This window comes from Humitalea sp. 24SJ18S-53, from assembly GCF_050632385.1.
Taxonomy (GTDB): Bacteria; Pseudomonadota; Alphaproteobacteria; order Acetobacterales; family Acetobacteraceae; genus Humitalea.
The window spans coordinates 5,356,392-5,373,228 of the sequence record NZ_CP192599.1 but is presented as its reverse complement, the minus strand read 5'-3'; the positions used below and the strand labels follow the sequence as shown (position 1 = coordinate 5,373,228).

Sequence of the window (16,837 nt, the reverse complement as noted above, 5' to 3'; positions counted from 1 at the left end):
AGGGCGCGCTGATTGTGATGTCGGTGAAGCCCGTGCTGCCGGCTATTCGGCCGAGGCCAGCGGCGCAGGCCCGATGTGGCCGGCCTGCGCCGTCACCGGCGCACCGGGGCGCGCGCGGTGCAACCCGCCGATGATCACCCGATCCTGCGGCGTCAGGCCGGATCGCACGACGCGCAGCCCATCCACCAAAGGACCCAACTGCACCGGCTTCGGCGCGACCGTGCCCTGTTCGTTCACCGTCAGCACCATGCGCCCGCCCTGGTCGGCCAGGATCGCCGAGTCCGGCACCAGCAGCGAGGCGCTGTCGCCGACAAACAGCCGCAACCGCGCGAAACTGCCCGGCGTCAGCAGGAAGTCGGGGTTTTGCACGACGGCACGGCCACGGATCGTGCCGCTGCGCGCGTCAAACACGCTGTCCACGAAGTCGAGCTGACCACGGTGGGAAAACTCCGCCTCATCCAGCAGGCGCAACTGCACGGGCGTGCCGTCCTGCGCGCCACCCGGCCGCATGCCGCCGGCCGCGGCCCGGGCGTAACGCAGGTACTGCGCCTCACTCGCGTCGAAGACCGCATAGACCTGGCCCAGCCCGACCAGCGTGGTCATCAAGGTCGTGCCCTGCTGCACCAGGTTGCCGGCATCCACGCGGCGATCGCTGACGCGGCCGTCGCGCGGGGCGCGGATTTCAGAAAATTCCAGGTCAAGCTCGGCCTGGCGCAGTGCCGCGCGGCTGGCGGCCAAGCCAGCCTGGGCTTCGCGCAGCACGCTGCGGCGGTTGTCCATGTCGGACTCGGAGGAGAAGCGCCGTTCGACCAGCGGGGCGTAGCGGTTGACCTGCTGCACCGCGACCGTCACCCGCGCCTCGTTGCGCGCAACCTCGGCCTCGGCACTGGCAACGGCGATCTGGAAGGGGCGCTGGTCCAGGGTGAACAGCAGGTCGCCGGCCCGGACCGGGGCGCCGTCCTGGAAATGCACCTGCATCACCTGGCCCGAGACGCGCGGCCGGATCTCGACACGGGCCGCCGGTTCGATCCGGGCGGTGTGTTCGTCCCATTGCTGGACCGAGCGGGAAAGCGGGTTCGCCACGGTGACCGGCGGCGCGGGCGGCGCGCCCTGGGCCAGGACGGGCTGCGTGGTGCTGACGCTGGCCAATAGGGCGAGGGCCGCGACCCCCTGGGTGGCGCGGCTGGGCAAGGTCTTCGAAAGCCAGGAGAACCAAGGGTTCTCGCCCCGAATATCGACCCGGGTTGCAGCAAGGGTCTTGCGTTGATGGATCGACATAGCCATTCTCCGATGGTCGATGTTACCGACCGGTCCGTCCGTATAGAAGTGACCGGTCAGTCTCATCAAGGGCTAATGTTTGTTGCACCGCAAAATTTTCAAGCGGGGCGATCGCAGGAAGGAGTCTGGTCACCATGTCCGAGGCCACGGCCGGCAAGCCGAAAGCCGCGCAGCGCATCCAGAGCGCTGCCAAGGACCTGTTCTATCGTCAGGGCATCCGCGCCACCGGCGTCGAAGAGGTCTGTCGCGTCGCCGAGGCGACGAAGATGAGCCTGTATCGCGCCTACCCCAGCAAGGATGCGCTGATCGCCGCCATCCTCCACGAAGACGCTGAGGAGTGGGAGGCCTGGTTCAAGGAGGTGACGGCCGAGGCGCCCACCGCCGCCGGCAAGCTCCGCGCCCTGATGGTCGCCGCCTCCAAGGAACTGGAGGATCCGGATTATCGCGGCTGCCCCATGCTCCTCGCCCAGGCCGAGTTTCCGGACCCCGCGCATCCGACGCATCGCCTGGTCGCGGAGTTCAAGGCACGCATGTGCAACGACCTGATCGACCTCGCGCGCGAAGCTGGTGCCGCGCAGCCGCAGCGGCTGGGTGAATTGCTGGCCATGCTGTTCGACGGTGCCTGGTCCAGCCTGCCCTACCTTGGCGGCCCGCGCGCCAGCGCGGTGCTGCGCGACGGCGCCGATCTCATTTTCCAGGCGCTTCTGCCGAAGGAGTAAGGGCGCGGGACGCGATCACTGTCCCCCACACCCGTCTGGGCGTTCGAGCCGGTGGGCGTGGCGAAACCCAGAAAGGGTATGTCCCCGGCGGGATTCGAACCCACGGCCCCCAGATTAGGAATTCAAGGATCACGCCCATTTCGTAAGTCGGAATTGGGTCGAATCGAGCCCTTTCAACACTTTTTCTCTTGTCTCATTCGTAGAGTGCTTGTTCGCTCGAGCCAATTCACCCCATTTCACCCTGAACCACACCGGGGGAAGAGCGAGGGAAACAAGGCTTGGCCAGTGCCCTGTCCCGGCTCGTGCCGCCATATGGATCCTCACTCAGCAGCACCGCGCGGAAGTGGCAGCCACGGGATGGGACACGATCCGACGCGGTGTCACCGCGCGGCGTTTCACCGCTCGCCCTGACAGCCAGGACGGCAGCGGTGGACGCGCTGCTTGCGCGCGACGATGCCACACTGGGCACGGACAGCCATTCGGCGATCGGGGTCGGTCCATGCCTGCACGAAGCAGATCTCGATCGATCGTTATCATGCGCTGATCCGCGGCTAGGCCGGCACCGCATGCCGCCGCCCATGACACTGCACGTCTGGAGGAAGCGCTCGACACCGGGAACACGGCCAGCGATCCACGGGCGCACACCGTGCGGGGATCATGGGCTGGGGCGGCGTGACACCGGACATGCCGTCCGGGGGGTCAGTCGGGCTTCGCGCCGGACAGTCGCACCGCCTCACGCCAGCGCGTGACCTCGGCGCCGATATAGGCGGTGAACTCGGCCGGCGTCGTGACCCTTGCGTCGGCACCCTGTTCCGTCAGCGCGCGACGCAGATCCGGATCCTGCAACATCCGGATAAGCACCCCGCTCAGCCGGTCGATGATCGGCGCCGGCGTGCCGGCAGGTGCCGCAAGCCCGTTGCCACCGACGCTTTCGAAGCCCGGCAGCCCGGCTTCGGCCGCCGTCGGCACGTCCGGCAGGGCCGCGATCCGTTGGGCCGAGGTCACGGCCAGCGCCCGTACTTGTCCGCCGCGCACCAGCGGCACGGCGGAGGGCGAGGTGGCGAAGGTCAACTGCACCTGCCCACTCACCACATCCGTCACGGCCTGGGGCGCACCACGATAGGGCACATGGACCATGCGGATGCCTGTGGCGGTGCTGAAAAGCTCCGCCGTCAGATGCGGCTGGCTACCATTGCCGGGGGAGCTGTAGTTCAACGCTCCGGGGTGCGCCTTCGCATAGGCGATCAGCTCGGCCAAGGTGTTGACCGGCAGGGATGGGTTGACCAGCACCACCTGCGACACGCCGGCGATCAGCCCGATCGGTGCGAAGTCCCGCAGCACGTCATAGGACAGCCGGCCGTCGAACAGCCCGGCATTGATGAAATGCACGCTGGAGATCAGCAACAGCGTGTAGCCGTCCGGCGCCGATTTGGCGACGAAATCGGCGCCGATATTGGCGGCCCCGCCAGCGCGATTGTCCACGACGAAGGGCTGCCCCAGCTCCGCGCTGAACCTCGCCGCCGCGAGCCGCGCCAGGATGTCGGAGGTGCCGCCGGGGGGGAATGGCACGACGATGCGGACCGGACGGTTGGGATAGGCAGGCTGCGCCAGGGCCGGCATCGCAACGGCGGCGGCGAGGGCGCCGAGGGCGGCGCGCCGCTTCAGATTGTTGTTCATTGTTTCCTCCTTCAAAAAACGCGGCAGTCGTCAGCCGGACGAAGCCTCCCGCAACAGGTCCAGGTCGCGCAGGGCCGCGACCATCGTGGCGTCCTCATCACGCAGGAACGCACGCAGGGCGTCACCCGCGAGGTAGGTGTCGGACCAATACTGGCGGGCCAGTTCGTCGCGCCAGGCGGGCGTTCGCGTGGCCGCCCGCAGCGCGTCTTCCCAGAAACCGATCTGCGCCCGCGTCAGCCCGGCCGGGCCGATCACGCCGCGCCAGGGGCCGGCGACGCAGTCCACGCCATGCTCCCGCCAGGTCGGCGCCCCGGCATAGATCCCGCCCAGGCGTTCGGGTGCCGAAACGGCGACGCAGCGGATCGTGCCCGCGGTCAGTTCGGGCACCGGGCTGGCCGCGGTGATGACGCCAAGCTCGGCCCGGCCGGCCAGCACATGGGCAATGGCGTCCCGCGCGCTGTCGAAGACGGCGATGTTCAGCGCCCCCACCGTGCCGCCCGCGTGGCGCGTGATGCCCGCCAGGGCGATGTGGTTGGCGTTGCCGATGGCCGTCGCCAGTGCGATCGGCAGGGCCGCAGTGTCGTTGCCAAGGCGAAGCAGCAGCGCGCCGGCGTCCCGGATGGGTGAATCGGGGCGCACCACGAAGGCGAGATATTCCGTATAAAGGTTGCACAGCGGCGTCAGCGAATCCCACGCCAGCGTGCTGACTCCGAGCGCCAGATTGCTGAGGATGGTGGGGGAGTTGATCGCCAGCCGATGCGCGTCGCCCGGATGCCGCGCCAGATCATCCCAGGCATTGCCGCCACCCCGGCCAGGGATGTTCGTCAGTGCCATCGGCACGGGGACGAGCCCCTGTTCGCCGAGGATGCCGAGCAGCGCGCGGGCCGGCCGGTCCTGGCCGCCGCCGGCCGGTGTGCCGGCCAGCAGCGCGACCTCCCTGTTGGGGTGCCAATGATCCTGATCCATGGAGATATCCCGTTCAGCCCATCGCCGCGGCAACAGCATCGGCGGTGAAGGGCAGGTTGCGGACCCTGACGCCCAGCGCGTCATGGATCGCATTCGCGATCGCGGCCACCGTCGGCCCCGTCGCGCATTCGCCGACGCCGAGCGGCGGTTGGTCCGGATGGTCCATCAGGCGCACGTCCACCGCCGGCACCTCGGAAAAGCGCAGGATGGGGTAGGTGTCCCAGGCATTGCTGGTGATGGCGCGCGCGTCGAAGGTCACGGCTTCCTTCAGCGCGATGCTGACGGCCTGGATTGCGCCACCCTCGATCTGATGCGCCGCGCCCTCGGGGTTCACAATCTCGCCGGCATCCACCGCCAGCCACAGCCGGCGCACCTTGACCTGGGCCTCCGCCTCGACCTCGGCGATGACGGCGCACCAGGCGCTGGTGCCCTTGTAGCGCGCATAGCCCAGGCCGCGGCCTGTCCCCTCGCCGCGCCCCTCCATTGGCTGCGGACCAGCCATGGCGACGACCGCTTCGATCACAGCGCGTGCGCGCGGGTCGGCCAGGTGGGCGAGCCGGTATGCGACCGGGTCGCGCCCGGCGGCGGCCGCGAGTTCATCCATCACGCTCTCGGTCGCCAGCACATTCGCCATGGCACCGAGCGCGCGGAAGGAGGAGGTGCGGAGCGGCATCTCCAGCCAGCGATGCACCTGCACCGAAAGCCCGCCCGTGTCATAGGGCGGCACGCCGTTGCGATCGGCCCCGCCGCCACCGGCATGGGGTGGGTTCAGCGCGGGCGGCACGTCGAAGGGGGCGGCAAGATGGCTCGCGGCCAGCAGCGATGGCGCCGCCGCCATGCCCGGGCGGCTGAGATGCCCATTGCCATAAATGTCCTGGCGCCAGGCCAGCAGCCTGCCATCCGCCGCCGTCTCGGCCTCGACCTCCACGAGCATCGCGGGGGCGAAGGGCGCCCAGCTCAGCTCGTCCGCACGGCTCCATCGCAGGCGCACCGGCGCGCCGGGCAGGGCGCGTGCGACCAGCGCCGCATCCAGCGCCACATCATCGGCACCGTTATGGCCGTAGCAGCCGGCGGCTTCGCGGTGGTGGACAGTGACCTGCTCCACCGGCAGGCCGAGGGTCATCGCCAGATCGCGACGCAGGCCAAAGATGTTCTGCGAATGCGACCAGACCTCCAGCATGCCATCGCCGGACCAGCGCGCGATGGCGCAACTGAGGCCGATGGAGCCATGGGCGAGGTAGGGCCGGAAGAAGGTCGCCCGCAGGGTCGTGCCTGGCGCGGCGGAAGGCGATCGCGGGCGGGAAATGATGGTGGTGCTCTCGACCGGGCCTGCGCGGAGGCGGTCGGGCAAGGCCGCGGCGGGGGGAAGGCTGTCCTGCTCCTCCCAGCGCGCGCGGGCGGCGAGGCGGGTGGCGGCGGCTTCGGCGGCGCCTTCGGTATCGCAGGCCAGTGCCAGGAAGCTGCCGTCCACGATCAGCGCAACGCCTTCCGGTGCATCGGGCACGCCGACCAGGCGCGCATTGCGCGATGGCGGCCGCAGCACACGGGCGAACCGCATGCCCGGCAGGCGCAGGTCATGGATGTAGCGCTGGGCGCCAAACACCTTGTCCGGCAGGTCCAGCCGCGGAGCGGCGGTTCCCGCGATGCGGCGCGCCCCGGGCGGCTTGGCGGCGACATCCGGGGGCGCGTCGCAATCGAGCAGCCCCGACCGGGCCTCGGACCAATAGGACCCGCCCGCCCGCCCGTCCGGCGCCAGGAAGGTGCCGTCCTGCACCCGCAGCGCTTCGACCGGCACGCCGCTGCGCTGCGCGACCACCGCCAGGTGGATCGCCCGCGCGGCGGCGCAGACGTGGCGCAGCGCCAGCCCGCTGTCCTGCACGGAACGGCTGCCGGAGGTCACACCCTCGTTCGGGCTGGTGGCGGTCGAGGCGGCGGTGACCGAGACGCGGCGGTAGGCGACGTCCAACTCATCCGCGGCGATCTGGGCGAGTGCGGTCAGGATGCCCTGGCCGATCTCCACCTTGCCGGGGGTGACGACGACGCGGCCATCGGGCGACAGGTGCAGCCATTGCGACAGGCGGCGGTTCGCCTCCAGGCTGCCCGGCAGTTTTGGCGGGACGGCGGCGTCGGCTCGCATGCTCAGGGCCCGAAGCCGTAGAGCGTCGCGGGGTTGTCCACCAGGATGCGGTGGCGCAGGGCCGCGTCCGGCACCCATTCGGCGAGCAGGTCGATCAGGTCGGCGTCGTTCGGCATCACGCCCTTCAGCATCACATGCGGCCAGTCGGTGCCCCAGACGATGCGGTCCGGCGCTGCTTCCATCACCGCGCGCGCCAGCGGCGCCACGTCCGCATAGGGGGCGCGGTCGCTCGCGGAGAGGCGGTTCGGCCCGGTCAGCTTGACCCAGACCAGCCCGTCCCGCAGCAGGGCGAGGAATTCCTGGTAACCGGGATGCGCCAGCGCCACGGCGGCCTTGGTGTAGCCGATGTGTCCGACGCTGACCGGGATCGGCAGGCGCCGGGCGATCTCCACGAATTCGGGACTCTCCTCCACATGCACCAGCAATTCGGCGTGCCACCCGAAGTCGCGCACGCGCGCGGCCACCTGTTCCAGCGATGCGAGCGAACGGAACGGCATGCCGCCCTTGTCCACCAGATTGACGCGGAAGCCGCGCACCCCGCCGGCGTGCAGCCGGGCGAGTTCCGCATCGGTCACATCCTCGGTGACGGCGGCCACGGCGCGGTAGCGCGTGGGGTCGGTCGCCACCGCATCGAGGATCGCGCGGTTGTCGGTGCCGTGGACGCTGGCCTGCACCAGCACGGCACGGCCGATGCCGAGTGCCTTGTGCAGGGCCTGCATCTCGGGCACCGGCGAGTCCGGCGGCGTGTAGCCGCGCGTGGGCTGATAAGGATAGCGCGCGGCCGGGCCGAAGACATGCAGATGGCTGTCGCAGGCAAGCGGTGGCACCGCCACGACGGGGCGACGCGGCGCGCGATCGGGTGCCGCGCAGGCGGGCGCCTCGCTCATCCGCCGCCATCCAGTTGCGCGCCGGAGATCCGCACCAGTTCGCGCCAGCGCGGGATCTCCTCCTCCACGAAGCGGCGCAATTCTTCGGGCGAGGACGCGGCCGGCTGCGCCCCGATGGAGCGGAGCCGTTCGATGGCGGCGGGCGTGGCAAGCGCGCGCGCCATCGTGGCACTCAATCGATGCACCGTCGCATCGGGCGTCGCGGCGGGGGCCACCAGGCCGAAATACTGGGAGGCGAGGTAGCCGGTCAGCCCGGCCTCGGACATCGTCGGCACATCGGGCAGGGCCGTGGCGCGTTCCCCGTCGGCGACGGCGAGTGGCACGATGGTGCCGCGGGCGATGTGCTCCAGCAGGGTCGCGGCGGGCTCGAACATCATGTCCAGGCCCTGGCCGCCGATGAAGTTGGTCACGGCCGGCGCGCTGCCGCGGAACGGGACGTGGGTGATCTCGGTGCCGGCCATCTGGTTGAACAGCACGCCCGCCAGATGCATGGCGGTGGCGGTGCCGGCCGAGCCGAAGTTCAGCGCCCCGGGGCGGCTGCGCGCCAGGACGATCAGTTCCGCGACGTTGCGCACGCCCAGTTCGCGGCGCACGGCCAGCAGGATCGGCACCGTAGCGACCTTGCCGACGAAAGCGAAGTCACGCAGCGGGTCGTAGCTCAGCCGGGGGTAGAGGCTGGGGTTGATCGCGAGCACGCTGGTGTTGGCCATCAGTAGGGTCTGCCCATCGGGCTCGGCGCGCACCAGGCGGTCCGCGGCCTCCAGCCCGCTGCCGCCGCCGCGGTTCTCGACGACCACCACGCCGCCCAATTCGCCGCGCAGCGCCTCGGCCAGGACGCGGCAGACGGCATCCGCCGTGCCGCCAGGTGGGGCGCCGACGATCAGCACGAGCGGGCGGCGGGGGGCCTGTGCCAGGGCCGGCAGGGCGAGCGAGGCGATGGAGGCACCCAGGGCGGTGCGGCGATACAGCATGTACGGTCTCCTCAACGCGCCGCTTGCTGCAGCGTCGTGGTAATCCAGTCGGCGGCGTGGTCGATGCCGATCTGGCGGTCGTCCACATGGGCGTGCTGAGCACCGCCCTCCTCGGCCGTGAAGATTCGCAGCGATTTGTTTGGCGTCACGAGGGCCGCGTGCAGCTTTCCGGCATTGGCGGCGGGGATCACGCGGTCGTCGGCGCCGTGGGTGACGAGAAAGGGGCAGGCGACGCGGGCCGCGGCGCCCGCGACGTCGAAGCGTTCGGCGATGGCGATGGCGGCGTCATCATCCGCGGCCCCCACCACCCAGCGGAACTGGAAGTTGGATTGCGCGATGGTCTGGCCCGCCGCGCGCGCCTTGTCGCGCACGCCGCGCTGGAAACCGGCCAGGTCCCAATGCGGCGCGGTCAGCGCGACGCCGGCAGCGTAGCGCGGCTCGAATGCCGCGACGCGCACGGCGTAGTAGCCGCCGAAGGAATAGCCCATCACCACCACCCGGGCCGGGTCCACATCCTGGCGACCGGCGAGGTAGTCGAAGGCGGCGCTGCCGGCGGCCTCGTAATCGTGCCGGGCGCTCATGCCGCGCATCCGCAGGGTTTCGCCCTGCCCCGGCCCGTCGATGGCCAGGGTGTGCATGCCGCGCCTGGCGAATTCCAGCCCGGCGAAGAGCACGCTCATCTCCTTGCAATTATCCATGCCGTCGAAGACCACGACGCAGGGGGCGCGGTCGGGCACGCCGGGGGCCTTCATGAACAGCGCCGGCAAGGTTGTGCCCTCATAGGGCACTTCGACGAATTCGATCTCGGGGTGGCGGGCGCGCAGGCCGGCGTGCAGGCTGCGGTAGGAGGCAGCGCCCATCGCGCGCTTTTCCGCGCCTGGGGGCACAAAACGCTCGCCGGTAAAACGGTACATGCCGGCGCGCAGCAGCAGATGGCCAGCCGTCTCGGCACCAGTCTCCGCCGCGCGGGCTTCCAGCACCTCGGCCTCGGCGGTCCATTCCTCGGCCCAGGCGGTGGCCTCGCCCTGGCGGGGCGCGAGGCGCGCGCCGATGCGGTCGATGTCGCGCATCGCCACGGCGCCATAGGGCGCCATGCCCTTGCAGACGAGCATCGCATTGGACCAGAGGAAATTGCCGGGGAAATGGTCGGTCCAGCTCGGGACGGGGGCGGCTGACATGATGATTTTTTATTTCCTCTTGGGACGATTCTAGGACCGGCCAGCCACGACGGTGGGGAGCGCGCCTGCACCGGTCAAGCGAGGCCAGGCCATGCGGCCTCGCGGCGCTGCTGCCGGGCTGGCAGCCGCGTCGTCACACCGCAGGGCGTAGCACTTGCGGCTGGCCGCCGCCGCCTCCAGGCAGCCGAGCATGCGCCGGTGATGCGCCCAGGCGACCGCGCCGCCCTGTGCACCTGCGAGGATGCGCCAGGCCTGGTCCGGCACCGGCTCACCAGGCAGGGCTGCCTCGATCGCGCGTGCGCGGGCCAGCAGTGCTGCGCCGATGCCGGCCTGATCGATCGCTGCGCAGGACTCGCACATGGTCAGCCCGTGTATTCGACGATGTGCATGCCCGCGCCCCAGCGGTCGATCAGATAGAGGCGACCGTGTTCGTCGGCGCCGATATCGTTGGACTGGATGGTCCGCGCACCCTCGGCCTGCGCGGGCACGAAGCAGCCGACCTCTTTCGGGCGTAGCACGTCGCTGACGTCCACGGCGCGTAGCCCCGCGTTGAAATAGGTGATGAAGACGGTGTTGGCCCAGGGACCGTCGCCGGGGATGTTCTCCAGGATGTTATGCGCGCCGAAGCGGCCGCCGCGATTGAAGTAGCGCTCGCGCTCCGGGAACCAGGTAGAGACGGGGACCGGGTTCTTCTCGTCGCGGATGTCCAGGATCCACATGAACTGGCTGTCCCAGTAGTTCTGCTTACCCCGCGCCTCGTCGGTCACGACCAGGTACGGCCGGTCCCCGATCGGCCAGGCCGTGTGGGTGGAACCGACGAAGGGCGGCGACCAGCAGATGTGCCCGGCAAGCTTCATGTCCGACAGGTTGGCGCAATCGATGACCGCGACGCCGCCGCCCCAGAAGGCCGCGAACATGCGGTCTCCGCGGATCATCGGCGGGCCGTGCAGGGTGCATTCCGTCTCGGCCGGCATGGGGTCATTGCCCAGGGCCGCGCCCTCCGCGCGTTGCCAGGGCAGGCCCCAGATGCTGATGACCTCCGGCTTCAGCGGATTGCGAATGTCCAGCGTCCAGATCACGCGTTTCTTCCAGCCCTCGGCATCATTCGGCAGGAAGGCGAGGCCGCGCGCATTGTCGATGCCGAAGCGATGCGGGCCGCTGCCGGGCATGTCGATGAAGGCGACCTCCCTCGGTTCCGCCGGGCGGCTGATGTCGAAGACATAAAGCCCGGCACGCGCGGTCGATCCGGGCAGGCGTTCCGAATTCACATAGAGCAACCCATCGCCGACCAGGCGCAGCTTGTGCATGCGGATGCCCGGCGGGGCGATAAACTGCCACACCTTGCGCGGCGCCCGGGGGTCGGTGACGTCGTGCACCGTAAAACCTTCGTGGCCGTCCCAGCCCGTGCTGCCGACATAGGCATGGCCGCGCCGCACCTCCACAAGGCTGCCGCCGCCGAACCCTGCCGAGGGGTCGTGGCCAAGCAGCCGGAAGTTTTTTGATTCCTGTTCATGCATCGGGGCGGATCTCGTGTTGGGTGGACGCCATGTGCTGGCGCACCAGTGTCTCGCTGCGTTCGAAATGCGTGCGCAGCAGGCGCGCGGCCGTTTCGCCATCGCGTGCGATGGCTGCCTCCATGATCGCGCGGTGTTCGTCCAAATGGTTCGGACGGGTCACGCGATTGAACGGCGTCAGGTTGCGGTAGCGTTCGAAGGCATCGAACAACTGGTCGCAGAAGCCGTCCATCCAATGACTGTCGCAGCCGGCGATCAGGCTGCGATGGAAGTCGCGGTGGGCGTCGTCCCAGGCGGGATTTCTCACGGCATCCGCATCGCCCAGGAAGCGTGGCTGCCGTGACAGGCGGAAGAAGGCCAGCGCCACCCGCTCCTCCCACGCCGCGTCGCCGCGGTGGATGGCTTCGCGCAACGCGGCCTCGTTCAGCCAGCAACGGGTGCGGGTGAGTTCGTCGAGATCGGCCAGGCTAAGCGGGGCAGCCGTAAAGCCGCGCTGGTCGGATTGGCGGACCAACCCCTCGGTGGACAAGCGGCTCAGCGCTTCCCGCACCGGACTGAGGCCGGTCGCGTAGCGCTTGCCGATGTCGCGGGTATGCAGTCGCGCGCCGGGTGGGATGGCGCCGTGGATCAGCGCCTCTCGCAAGGCCGCGTGGATGCGCGTGGCCATGGTCGCCGCCCCGCGCGTGGCGGCGCCCAGCGGCGGCACGTCCTGTCCATCGGCGGTCGGTCGGGGTGCCATCGCTGCCTCTCACCCAAGGGTTGTCGACGTGATGGTAACGCCGCTGGGCCCGCACACAATACCGATCATTCAAGCCGTGATAGAAAATGATCGATATTCCCCCTTGCCCCTTCGATGGGGCTGTGATGCGCTGTTGTCGTCCGGATCGCGGGCAGGGAAAAAAAGGAAGTACGCCATGACCACCGCGCGCCGAGGGCTGCTGGGCTATGGGTTGGCCTTGGGAAGCGGGCTGCTGCCTGGCCGGACCGCCCTGGCACAGGGCGCGGCGGGACAAGCCTTTCCCAGCCGCCCCCTTCGCCTGATCGTCGCCTTCACCCCCGGCGGGCCGAGCGACGTCATCGCGCGCATCCTGGGCAACCAGCTCGGCCATTTGCTCGGCCAGCCCGTGGTGATCGAGAATCGCCCCGGCGCCGGCGGCAATGTGGCCGGGGAGATGGTGGCCAAGGCAACGCCCGATGGCATCACCTTGCTCATGGCCAACAACAGTATCCTGGCCGCCAACAGCTTCCTCTACCGCAATACGCCCTTCGATCCGTTGCGGGATTTCGCGCCGATCGCGCTGATCGGCTCGCAGCCGAACGTCCTGGTGGTGAATCCTACCCTGCCCGTGCACTCGCTGGCCGAACTGACCGCGCTGGCGAAGGCGCGGCCCGGCGCGTTGAATTACGCATCATCCGGCAGCGGCACGGCGGCGCACCTGGCCGGCGAATTGTACCGGCTGCGGGCACAGGTGGACATCGTGCATGTCGCCTATCGCGGTGCCGCGCCGGCGCTGACGGATCTGGTGGATGGGCGCGTGCAGTTGATGTTCGCGACATCGGCCTCGGTGATCCCGTTGATCCAGGGCGGCGCGTTGCGGCCTCTCGCGGTCACGACGCCGGCGCGATCGGCCGCCCTGCCGAACCTGCCGACGGTCGCCGAAGCCGGCCTGCCAGGCTTCGATGCGACGACGTGGCACGGCATCGTGGCACCGGCGGGCACCCCGGTGGACATCGTGCTCACCCTGGCAACGGCGATCAGCGCGGCGCTACAGGATATTTCGGTGAAGCCGCGCCTGACCGAACTGGGCGTGGAGTTCATGCCAAGCACGCCGGAATCCTTCGCCGGCTATATCCGGGCGGAGTCAGCAAGCTGGGGCGAAGTGATCCGGACAGCCGGAATTCGCGTGGATTAGGCAGCGCCCGCGGCTGGGCTGCCGTTTCGATACAGGCGGTCGCCGAACGGTGGGGGCGGCGTGCCGCCGTGTCACGTCGGCCGTTTCCTCACCAAACTCGCCACGCGGGAAGGTTCAGCCGAGAAGCTGCGTCGCCGGCTTTTTCGCAGCCTTCTCCTTTTCTTCTGATTATGCTGAGGCAAGTAAGAAAATGTAAGATTATCAAAGCGTAAGTCGCCTCACCACGTCGCCAGCCCGACGAGGCCATCTGAGGCGCACCGCAAAATGCTCTCAATCTATATTTTCCCACACACGTATAGGAGCTTTTTCTCCGCAGGGCGCTTTCAGAACAGCACATCACGCCTGATCAGAGGAGGCCGACCATGGGGACGGACCGTCCGCGATCATAGCTCAGTGATGCTGATGTCCCGCAGAAAGCCCATCCCACTTCCTATCCCCCCCCGCCCTGACTTCTGTGGCCACTACGTGTTTGTCGCCGCCCGCGACGCGTGCCGGGATCGACGAACCCGAAAATGGTACTTCGTGCCGGCGCTGAAGCGGCTCTTCAGGATGTCGACGAGATCACTGAGTCGACAGAGAGCACATCGATCCTGACCGAGGCGGCAATGACCGGGACGAAGAAGACCCGCGCCATGGCCGCCTGGGCCGAGCGCCGCGGCTTTCGAGCGGCGATTCAAGAGCGGCTGTTCGCCGCCGATTTCAAGCGCCAGCCTCAGGAGCCGGCGATCGCCCTGTGCGGTCTCGACAATGCGGTCGGACGGCGCGCGCTCGACCAGATCGGGTTCGACATGATCGTCGAGGCGGGCTTGGGACGCGGCTATCGCGACTTTCGGACAATGCGGCTGCACACCCTGCCGGGCGCGCGCCCCACGGCCGAGATGTGGAAGCGTGTCGCCCAAGCGGAAACGTTCGAAGATCGTCCGGCCTATGAGAGACTTTTGGCGGATGGCGTGCTTGATCGCTGCGGTATGACGCTCTTGGCGGGCAAGGCCGTCGGGGCGCCTTTTGTCGGCGCCGTAGCGGGCGCGCTGGGCGCTCTCTGAGGTCTTGCGCCTGCTGCACGGCGGCCCAGTGCACCGTCTGATCGATCTCGACCTGCTGGGCATTGAGCACCGCACGGTGCGGGGAGCATGGGGATGCATTCGTCAAGTTCAATCCGGGCTTCTCGAGAGCGATTTAAACCGCGCGCAAAAGTCCTTGAGCTGCAGAGTGACGGGCTGACCCTTAAGGCTTGCCTCGTCCTCATTTATGAGGTGGTTGCCGGCGAAGAGGAGGTCGCGGTCAATTTGTGGGCATCCGGTGGGAAGGTAAGCAACCACCCGCCCCGCCAGGCCCCGCGCCAAACCCGAAACCCCTTGGCGCCCAACTCCAAAAAGGTATGTCCCCGGCGGGATTCGAACCCACGGCCCCCAGATTAGGAATCTGGTGCTCTATCCTGCTGAGCTACGGAGACGCCCCAGCCCAGTTATCACACCCCGCCGCGCGGAAAAACCCGATCAACGCCAACCGAACTCTGTCCGGCTACAGGTTTCGACACGGCGGCGTTCCTGGGCCGCGCCATTCATGAAGACCACCCGCATATCCACGTTGCAGTCCCGCCCGACCGGCAGGTTGATCGCAACGGATTGCCCCGGCGCCAGCGTATTGGCCCCCAGCCGATCGACCCCCCACACGCTTTCCGATGACAGCGAGACATAGACCTCGCGGATCACCGCCCCTGACTGATTGACGAAATTGAACGACGGGTTCCGGCTCTGGGTGACGACCCCCTTGCCCTGGGGTGCTACGGCCGCGCCCCCGCCACCACCAAAGGTGATGGTGGTCAGCGAACACGCATTCACCCCCATGCGCCGATCCTCGCCGCCACCCTGGTAGGTCACCCGCACATCGATCTGGCAGTCGCTGGTGTTCGGGGTCACCCAGACCCGCTGCCCCGGCGGCAGCACGCTGGCACCCAGAATGTCGGGCCCCCAATCGCTGATGCGGCTGGGCGAGACATAGGCGGACAGGATCGTCTGGCCCGTATTGTTCTGCAGCCAGAACCGGTTCTGCGCTTCGGCCGGCGCCGCTGCGCACAGGCCGAGGACGAGGGCGAGGGCGCCGAACCATGCACGCATTGAAACAATATCCTCTGGCGAGGTTGGAACTGAAACCCAAGCCTAACAAAGCCAACGTGGACGGCAAGTGAACGCCGCGTGAGCCAGGGCCACCCCCCGAGTCGCATCAAAAGAACGCGCTTGTGGCTCAACCTCCCCCGACCTACCACTGCTGGTATGCAACCCCGTCAGCGATTCGTTCGCACGACTCGGATCAACCCACTGATTCCGCGTTCTTCGTAATCGGCGAATCGACGCCCCTGGAATCACGGAACGTTCCCTGGGGGCGAATCGCGAACCCCGTCCGCCCCCTACCGCCGCGCCAGCAGCACACCCAGGACCAGGATCCCCGCCGCACAAACCGTCAGGGTGGCGAGCACCCCGACCCCGCCAGCCGCCAGTCCAAACGCCGCGGGCCCCAGGCTTTGCCCCAGGAAGAACCAGAAGGCGTGCATCGACACGGCACTGCCGCGGGCATGGGGTGCGACCTCGGTCACCCGTGTCTGGATCGACCCATGCACGGCAAAAAACCCAAGGCCCAGCGCCACCGCGGCCGCGATCACCACCACCGAGGCCTGCGCCAGGCCCACCGCCAGCAGCGCCCCGGCGATCAACCCGGCGCCCAGCAGCAGCAGCCCGCTTTGCCCGATCGCCCGCAGCCCGGGTGCCGCCAGCAACGTGTACAGGAACCCGCCGCAGCCGAAGGCCGCGATGGCGATGCCCGCCTCCACCGTGCCGCCGATGCCGCGTTCGACCATGATCGGCGCCAGGTAGGGGAACATGCCAAAGATCAGGCAGCCCTCGGCGAAGACCGCCCCGAACAGCAGCCTTGCCGCCGGATTACCCAGAATCTGACCGGTCTGGGCAAAGGCCTGGCCAAAGCGCAACGGCTGCGCCGCCACCCGCGGCCCCCCGCGCATCGCCGCCCAACCAATGACCGAGGCCACGGCGGCCACCATCATCACCCCACGCCAGCCAGCCAGCGGCCCCAGCGTCGCTGCCAGCAGGCCGCCCGAAATCTGCCCCAGGATCGCGAACATCAACAACCGGCTGATCGCCACCTGGCGCTGCCCCAGCGGCACGCGGTCCCCAAACACCGCAAGCGTCAGCGGAAACACGCCCCCCGCCGCCGCGCCGGCCAGGATGCGGGCCGCGAACAACGACCAAAACCCCGGCGCCAGGGCACAGAGCATCGTCGCCGCCGCCAGCGCCAACAGGCACCAGCCGATCACCCGCCGCTTGCCCAGCGCATCCCCGATCGGCCCCAGGATCGGCTGGATCAGCGCATAGGGCAGCGCGAAGGCGGTCGCGAGCAGCGCCGTCGTCCGCGGATCGGTCAGGAATTCGACGCCAACCTGCGGCATCAGCGGATCAAGCAGCCGCGTCCCGAGCGCCGAGGCAAAGCAGCCGACCCCGAAAGCCAGCAGCAACCGGCGCACTTCCGCCCGGTCGGCGACAGAGGGTGGCTGGTCGGGGGGTCTTGCTGCCATTGGCGCCATGC

General features: G+C 68.9%; 15 protein-coding genes and 1 tRNA gene. 3 read left to right on the top strand and 13 right to left on the bottom strand.

The annotated features are described in order from the left end of the window. Positions 1-42 precede the first annotated feature (42 nt). Positions 43-1,278 (bottom strand): efflux RND transporter periplasmic adaptor subunit, encoded by a 1,236-nt coding sequence (locus tag ACQW02_RS25885; RefSeq protein WP_431282796.1) that lies wholly within the window; start codon positions 1,276-1,278, stop codon positions 43-45. 134 nt (positions 1,279-1,412) lie between these two features. Here ACQW02_RS25885 and ACQW02_RS25880 point away from each other — a divergent pair, with 134 nt between their 5' ends. After that, positions 1,413-1,997 carry a TetR/AcrR family transcriptional regulator gene (locus tag ACQW02_RS25880; RefSeq protein WP_431282795.1) on the top strand — a complete coding sequence of 195 codons (585 nt, stop codon included), beginning with the start codon at positions 1,413-1,415 and terminating at the stop codon, positions 1,995-1,997. 699 nt (positions 1,998-2,696) lie between these two features. Here ACQW02_RS25880 and ACQW02_RS25875 read toward each other — a convergent pair. Genes ACQW02_RS25875 through ACQW02_RS25835 form a run of 9 tightly spaced genes read right to left on the bottom strand, consistent with a single transcriptional unit; the run spans position 2,697 to position 12,066 of the window. Then, positions 2,697-3,674 carry a tripartite tricarboxylate transporter substrate binding protein gene (locus tag ACQW02_RS25875; RefSeq protein ID WP_431282794.1) on the bottom strand — a complete coding sequence of 326 codons (978 nt, stop codon included), beginning with the start codon at positions 3,672-3,674 and terminating at the stop codon, positions 2,697-2,699. Between the two features lie 30 nt (positions 3,675-3,704). Further along, complete coding sequence (locus ACQW02_RS25870) at positions 3,705-4,640, bottom strand: tripartite tricarboxylate transporter substrate-binding protein (protein WP_431282793.1); 936 nt, start codon at positions 4,638-4,640, stop codon at positions 3,705-3,707. 13 nt (positions 4,641-4,653) lie between these two features. Next, a complete protein-coding gene (locus tag ACQW02_RS25865) occupies positions 4,654-6,777 on the bottom strand; it encodes a molybdopterin cofactor-binding domain-containing protein (RefSeq protein ID WP_431282792.1) in 2,124 nt (707 codons plus the stop codon). 2 nt (positions 6,778-6,779) lie between these two features. Further along, positions 6,780-7,664: an amidohydrolase family protein gene (locus tag ACQW02_RS25860; protein WP_431282791.1), complete on the bottom strand. Its 885-nt coding sequence runs from the start codon at positions 7,662-7,664 to the stop codon at positions 6,780-6,782. Beyond that, positions 7,661-8,635, bottom strand: a complete 975-nt coding sequence (locus tag ACQW02_RS25855) for a Bug family tripartite tricarboxylate transporter substrate binding protein (protein ID WP_431282790.1) — start codon at positions 8,633-8,635, stop codon at positions 7,661-7,663. Before ACQW02_RS25855 ends, ACQW02_RS25860 begins: the two co-directional genes overlap by 4 nt. Before the next feature lie 11 nt (positions 8,636-8,646). Further along, positions 8,647-9,813 carry an alpha/beta hydrolase family protein gene (locus ACQW02_RS25850; protein ID WP_431282789.1) on the bottom strand — a complete coding sequence of 389 codons (1,167 nt, stop codon included), beginning with the start codon at positions 9,811-9,813 and terminating at the stop codon, positions 8,647-8,649. Between the two features lie 30 nt (positions 9,814-9,843). After that, positions 9,844-10,173 (bottom strand): hypothetical protein, encoded by a 330-nt coding sequence (locus ACQW02_RS25845; RefSeq protein WP_431282788.1) that lies wholly within the window; start codon positions 10,171-10,173, stop codon positions 9,844-9,846. A gap of 2 nt (positions 10,174-10,175) precedes the next feature. Beyond that, entirely contained in the window at positions 10,176-11,330 is a 1,155-nt protein-coding gene (locus ACQW02_RS25840; protein ID WP_431282787.1) for an LVIVD repeat-containing protein, read from the bottom strand. Beyond that, positions 11,323-12,066, bottom strand: a complete 744-nt coding sequence (locus ACQW02_RS25835; RefSeq protein ID WP_431282786.1) for a GntR family transcriptional regulator — start codon at positions 12,064-12,066, stop codon at positions 11,323-11,325. Before ACQW02_RS25835 ends, ACQW02_RS25840 begins: the two co-directional genes overlap by 8 nt. 175 nt (positions 12,067-12,241) lie before the next feature. On the opposite strand from ACQW02_RS25835, the gene ACQW02_RS25830 reads away from it, so the two are divergent. Both ACQW02_RS25830 and ACQW02_RS25825 read left to right on the top strand, forming a co-directional pair. After that, the gene (locus tag ACQW02_RS25830) at positions 12,242-13,240 is read left to right on the top strand and encodes a Bug family tripartite tricarboxylate transporter substrate binding protein (protein WP_431282785.1); all 999 of its coding nucleotides are present in this window, start codon (positions 12,242-12,244) and stop codon (positions 13,238-13,240) included. A gap of 512 nt (positions 13,241-13,752) precedes the next feature. Next, positions 13,753-14,283, top strand: a complete 531-nt coding sequence (locus ACQW02_RS25825; protein WP_431282784.1) for a hypothetical protein — start codon at positions 13,753-13,755, stop codon at positions 14,281-14,283. A 336-nt stretch (positions 14,284-14,619) separates the two neighbouring features. Here the strand turns inward: ACQW02_RS25825 and ACQW02_RS25820 are convergent. The 3 genes from ACQW02_RS25820 to ACQW02_RS25810 form a co-directional block, all read right to left on the bottom strand. Then, a tRNA-Arg gene (locus ACQW02_RS25820) sits at positions 14,620-14,693 on the bottom strand. 43 nt (positions 14,694-14,736) lie between these two features. After that, positions 14,737-15,357 (bottom strand): Tat pathway signal protein, encoded by a 621-nt coding sequence (locus ACQW02_RS25815; RefSeq protein ID WP_431282783.1) that lies wholly within the window; start codon positions 15,355-15,357, stop codon positions 14,737-14,739. Between the two features lie 290 nt (positions 15,358-15,647). Then, a complete protein-coding gene (locus tag ACQW02_RS25810; RefSeq protein WP_431282782.1) occupies positions 15,648-16,826 on the bottom strand; it encodes an MFS transporter in 1,179 nt (392 codons plus the stop codon). Between the last annotated feature and the right edge of the window lie 11 nt (positions 16,827-16,837).

Coding starts and splice junctions, on each gene's coding strand:
- ACQW02_RS25885 (WP_431282796.1), bottom strand. CDS start 1,278: ATGTCGATCCATCAACGCAAGACCCTTGCTGCAACCCGGGTCGATATT.
- ACQW02_RS25880 (WP_431282795.1), top strand. CDS start 1,413: ATGTCCGAGGCCACGGCCGGCAAGCCGAAAGCCGCGCAGCGCATCCAG.
- ACQW02_RS25875 (WP_431282794.1), bottom strand. CDS start 3,674: ATGAACAACAATCTGAAGCGGCGCGCCGCCCTCGGCGCCCTCGCCGCC.
- ACQW02_RS25870 (WP_431282793.1), bottom strand. CDS start 4,640: ATGGATCAGGATCATTGGCACCCCAACAGGGAGGTCGCGCTGCTGGCC.
- ACQW02_RS25865 (WP_431282792.1), bottom strand. CDS start 6,777: ATGCGAGCCGACGCCGCCGTCCCGCCAAAACTGCCGGGCAGCCTGGAG.
- ACQW02_RS25860 (WP_431282791.1), bottom strand. CDS start 7,664: ATGAGCGAGGCGCCCGCCTGCGCGGCACCCGATCGCGCGCCGCGTCGC.
- ACQW02_RS25855 (WP_431282790.1), bottom strand. CDS start 8,635: ATGCTGTATCGCCGCACCGCCCTGGGTGCCTCCATCGCCTCGCTCGCC.
- ACQW02_RS25850 (WP_431282789.1), bottom strand. CDS start 9,813: ATGTCAGCCGCCCCCGTCCCGAGCTGGACCGACCATTTCCCCGGCAAT.
- ACQW02_RS25845 (WP_431282788.1), bottom strand. CDS start 10,173: ATGTGCGAGTCCTGCGCAGCGATCGATCAGGCCGGCATCGGCGCAGCA.
- ACQW02_RS25840 (WP_431282787.1), bottom strand. CDS start 11,330: ATGCATGAACAGGAATCAAAAAACTTCCGGCTGCTTGGCCACGACCCC.
- ACQW02_RS25835 (WP_431282786.1), bottom strand. CDS start 12,066: ATGGCACCCCGACCGACCGCCGATGGACAGGACGTGCCGCCGCTGGGC.
- ACQW02_RS25830 (WP_431282785.1), top strand. CDS start 12,242: ATGACCACCGCGCGCCGAGGGCTGCTGGGCTATGGGTTGGCCTTGGGA.
- ACQW02_RS25825 (WP_431282784.1), top strand. CDS start 13,753: ATGGTACTTCGTGCCGGCGCTGAAGCGGCTCTTCAGGATGTCGACGAG.
- ACQW02_RS25815 (WP_431282783.1), bottom strand. CDS start 15,357: ATGCGTGCATGGTTCGGCGCCCTCGCCCTCGTCCTCGGCCTGTGCGCA.
- ACQW02_RS25810 (WP_431282782.1), bottom strand. CDS start 16,826: ATGGCAGCAAGACCCCCCGACCAGCCACCCTCTGTCGCCGACCGGGCG.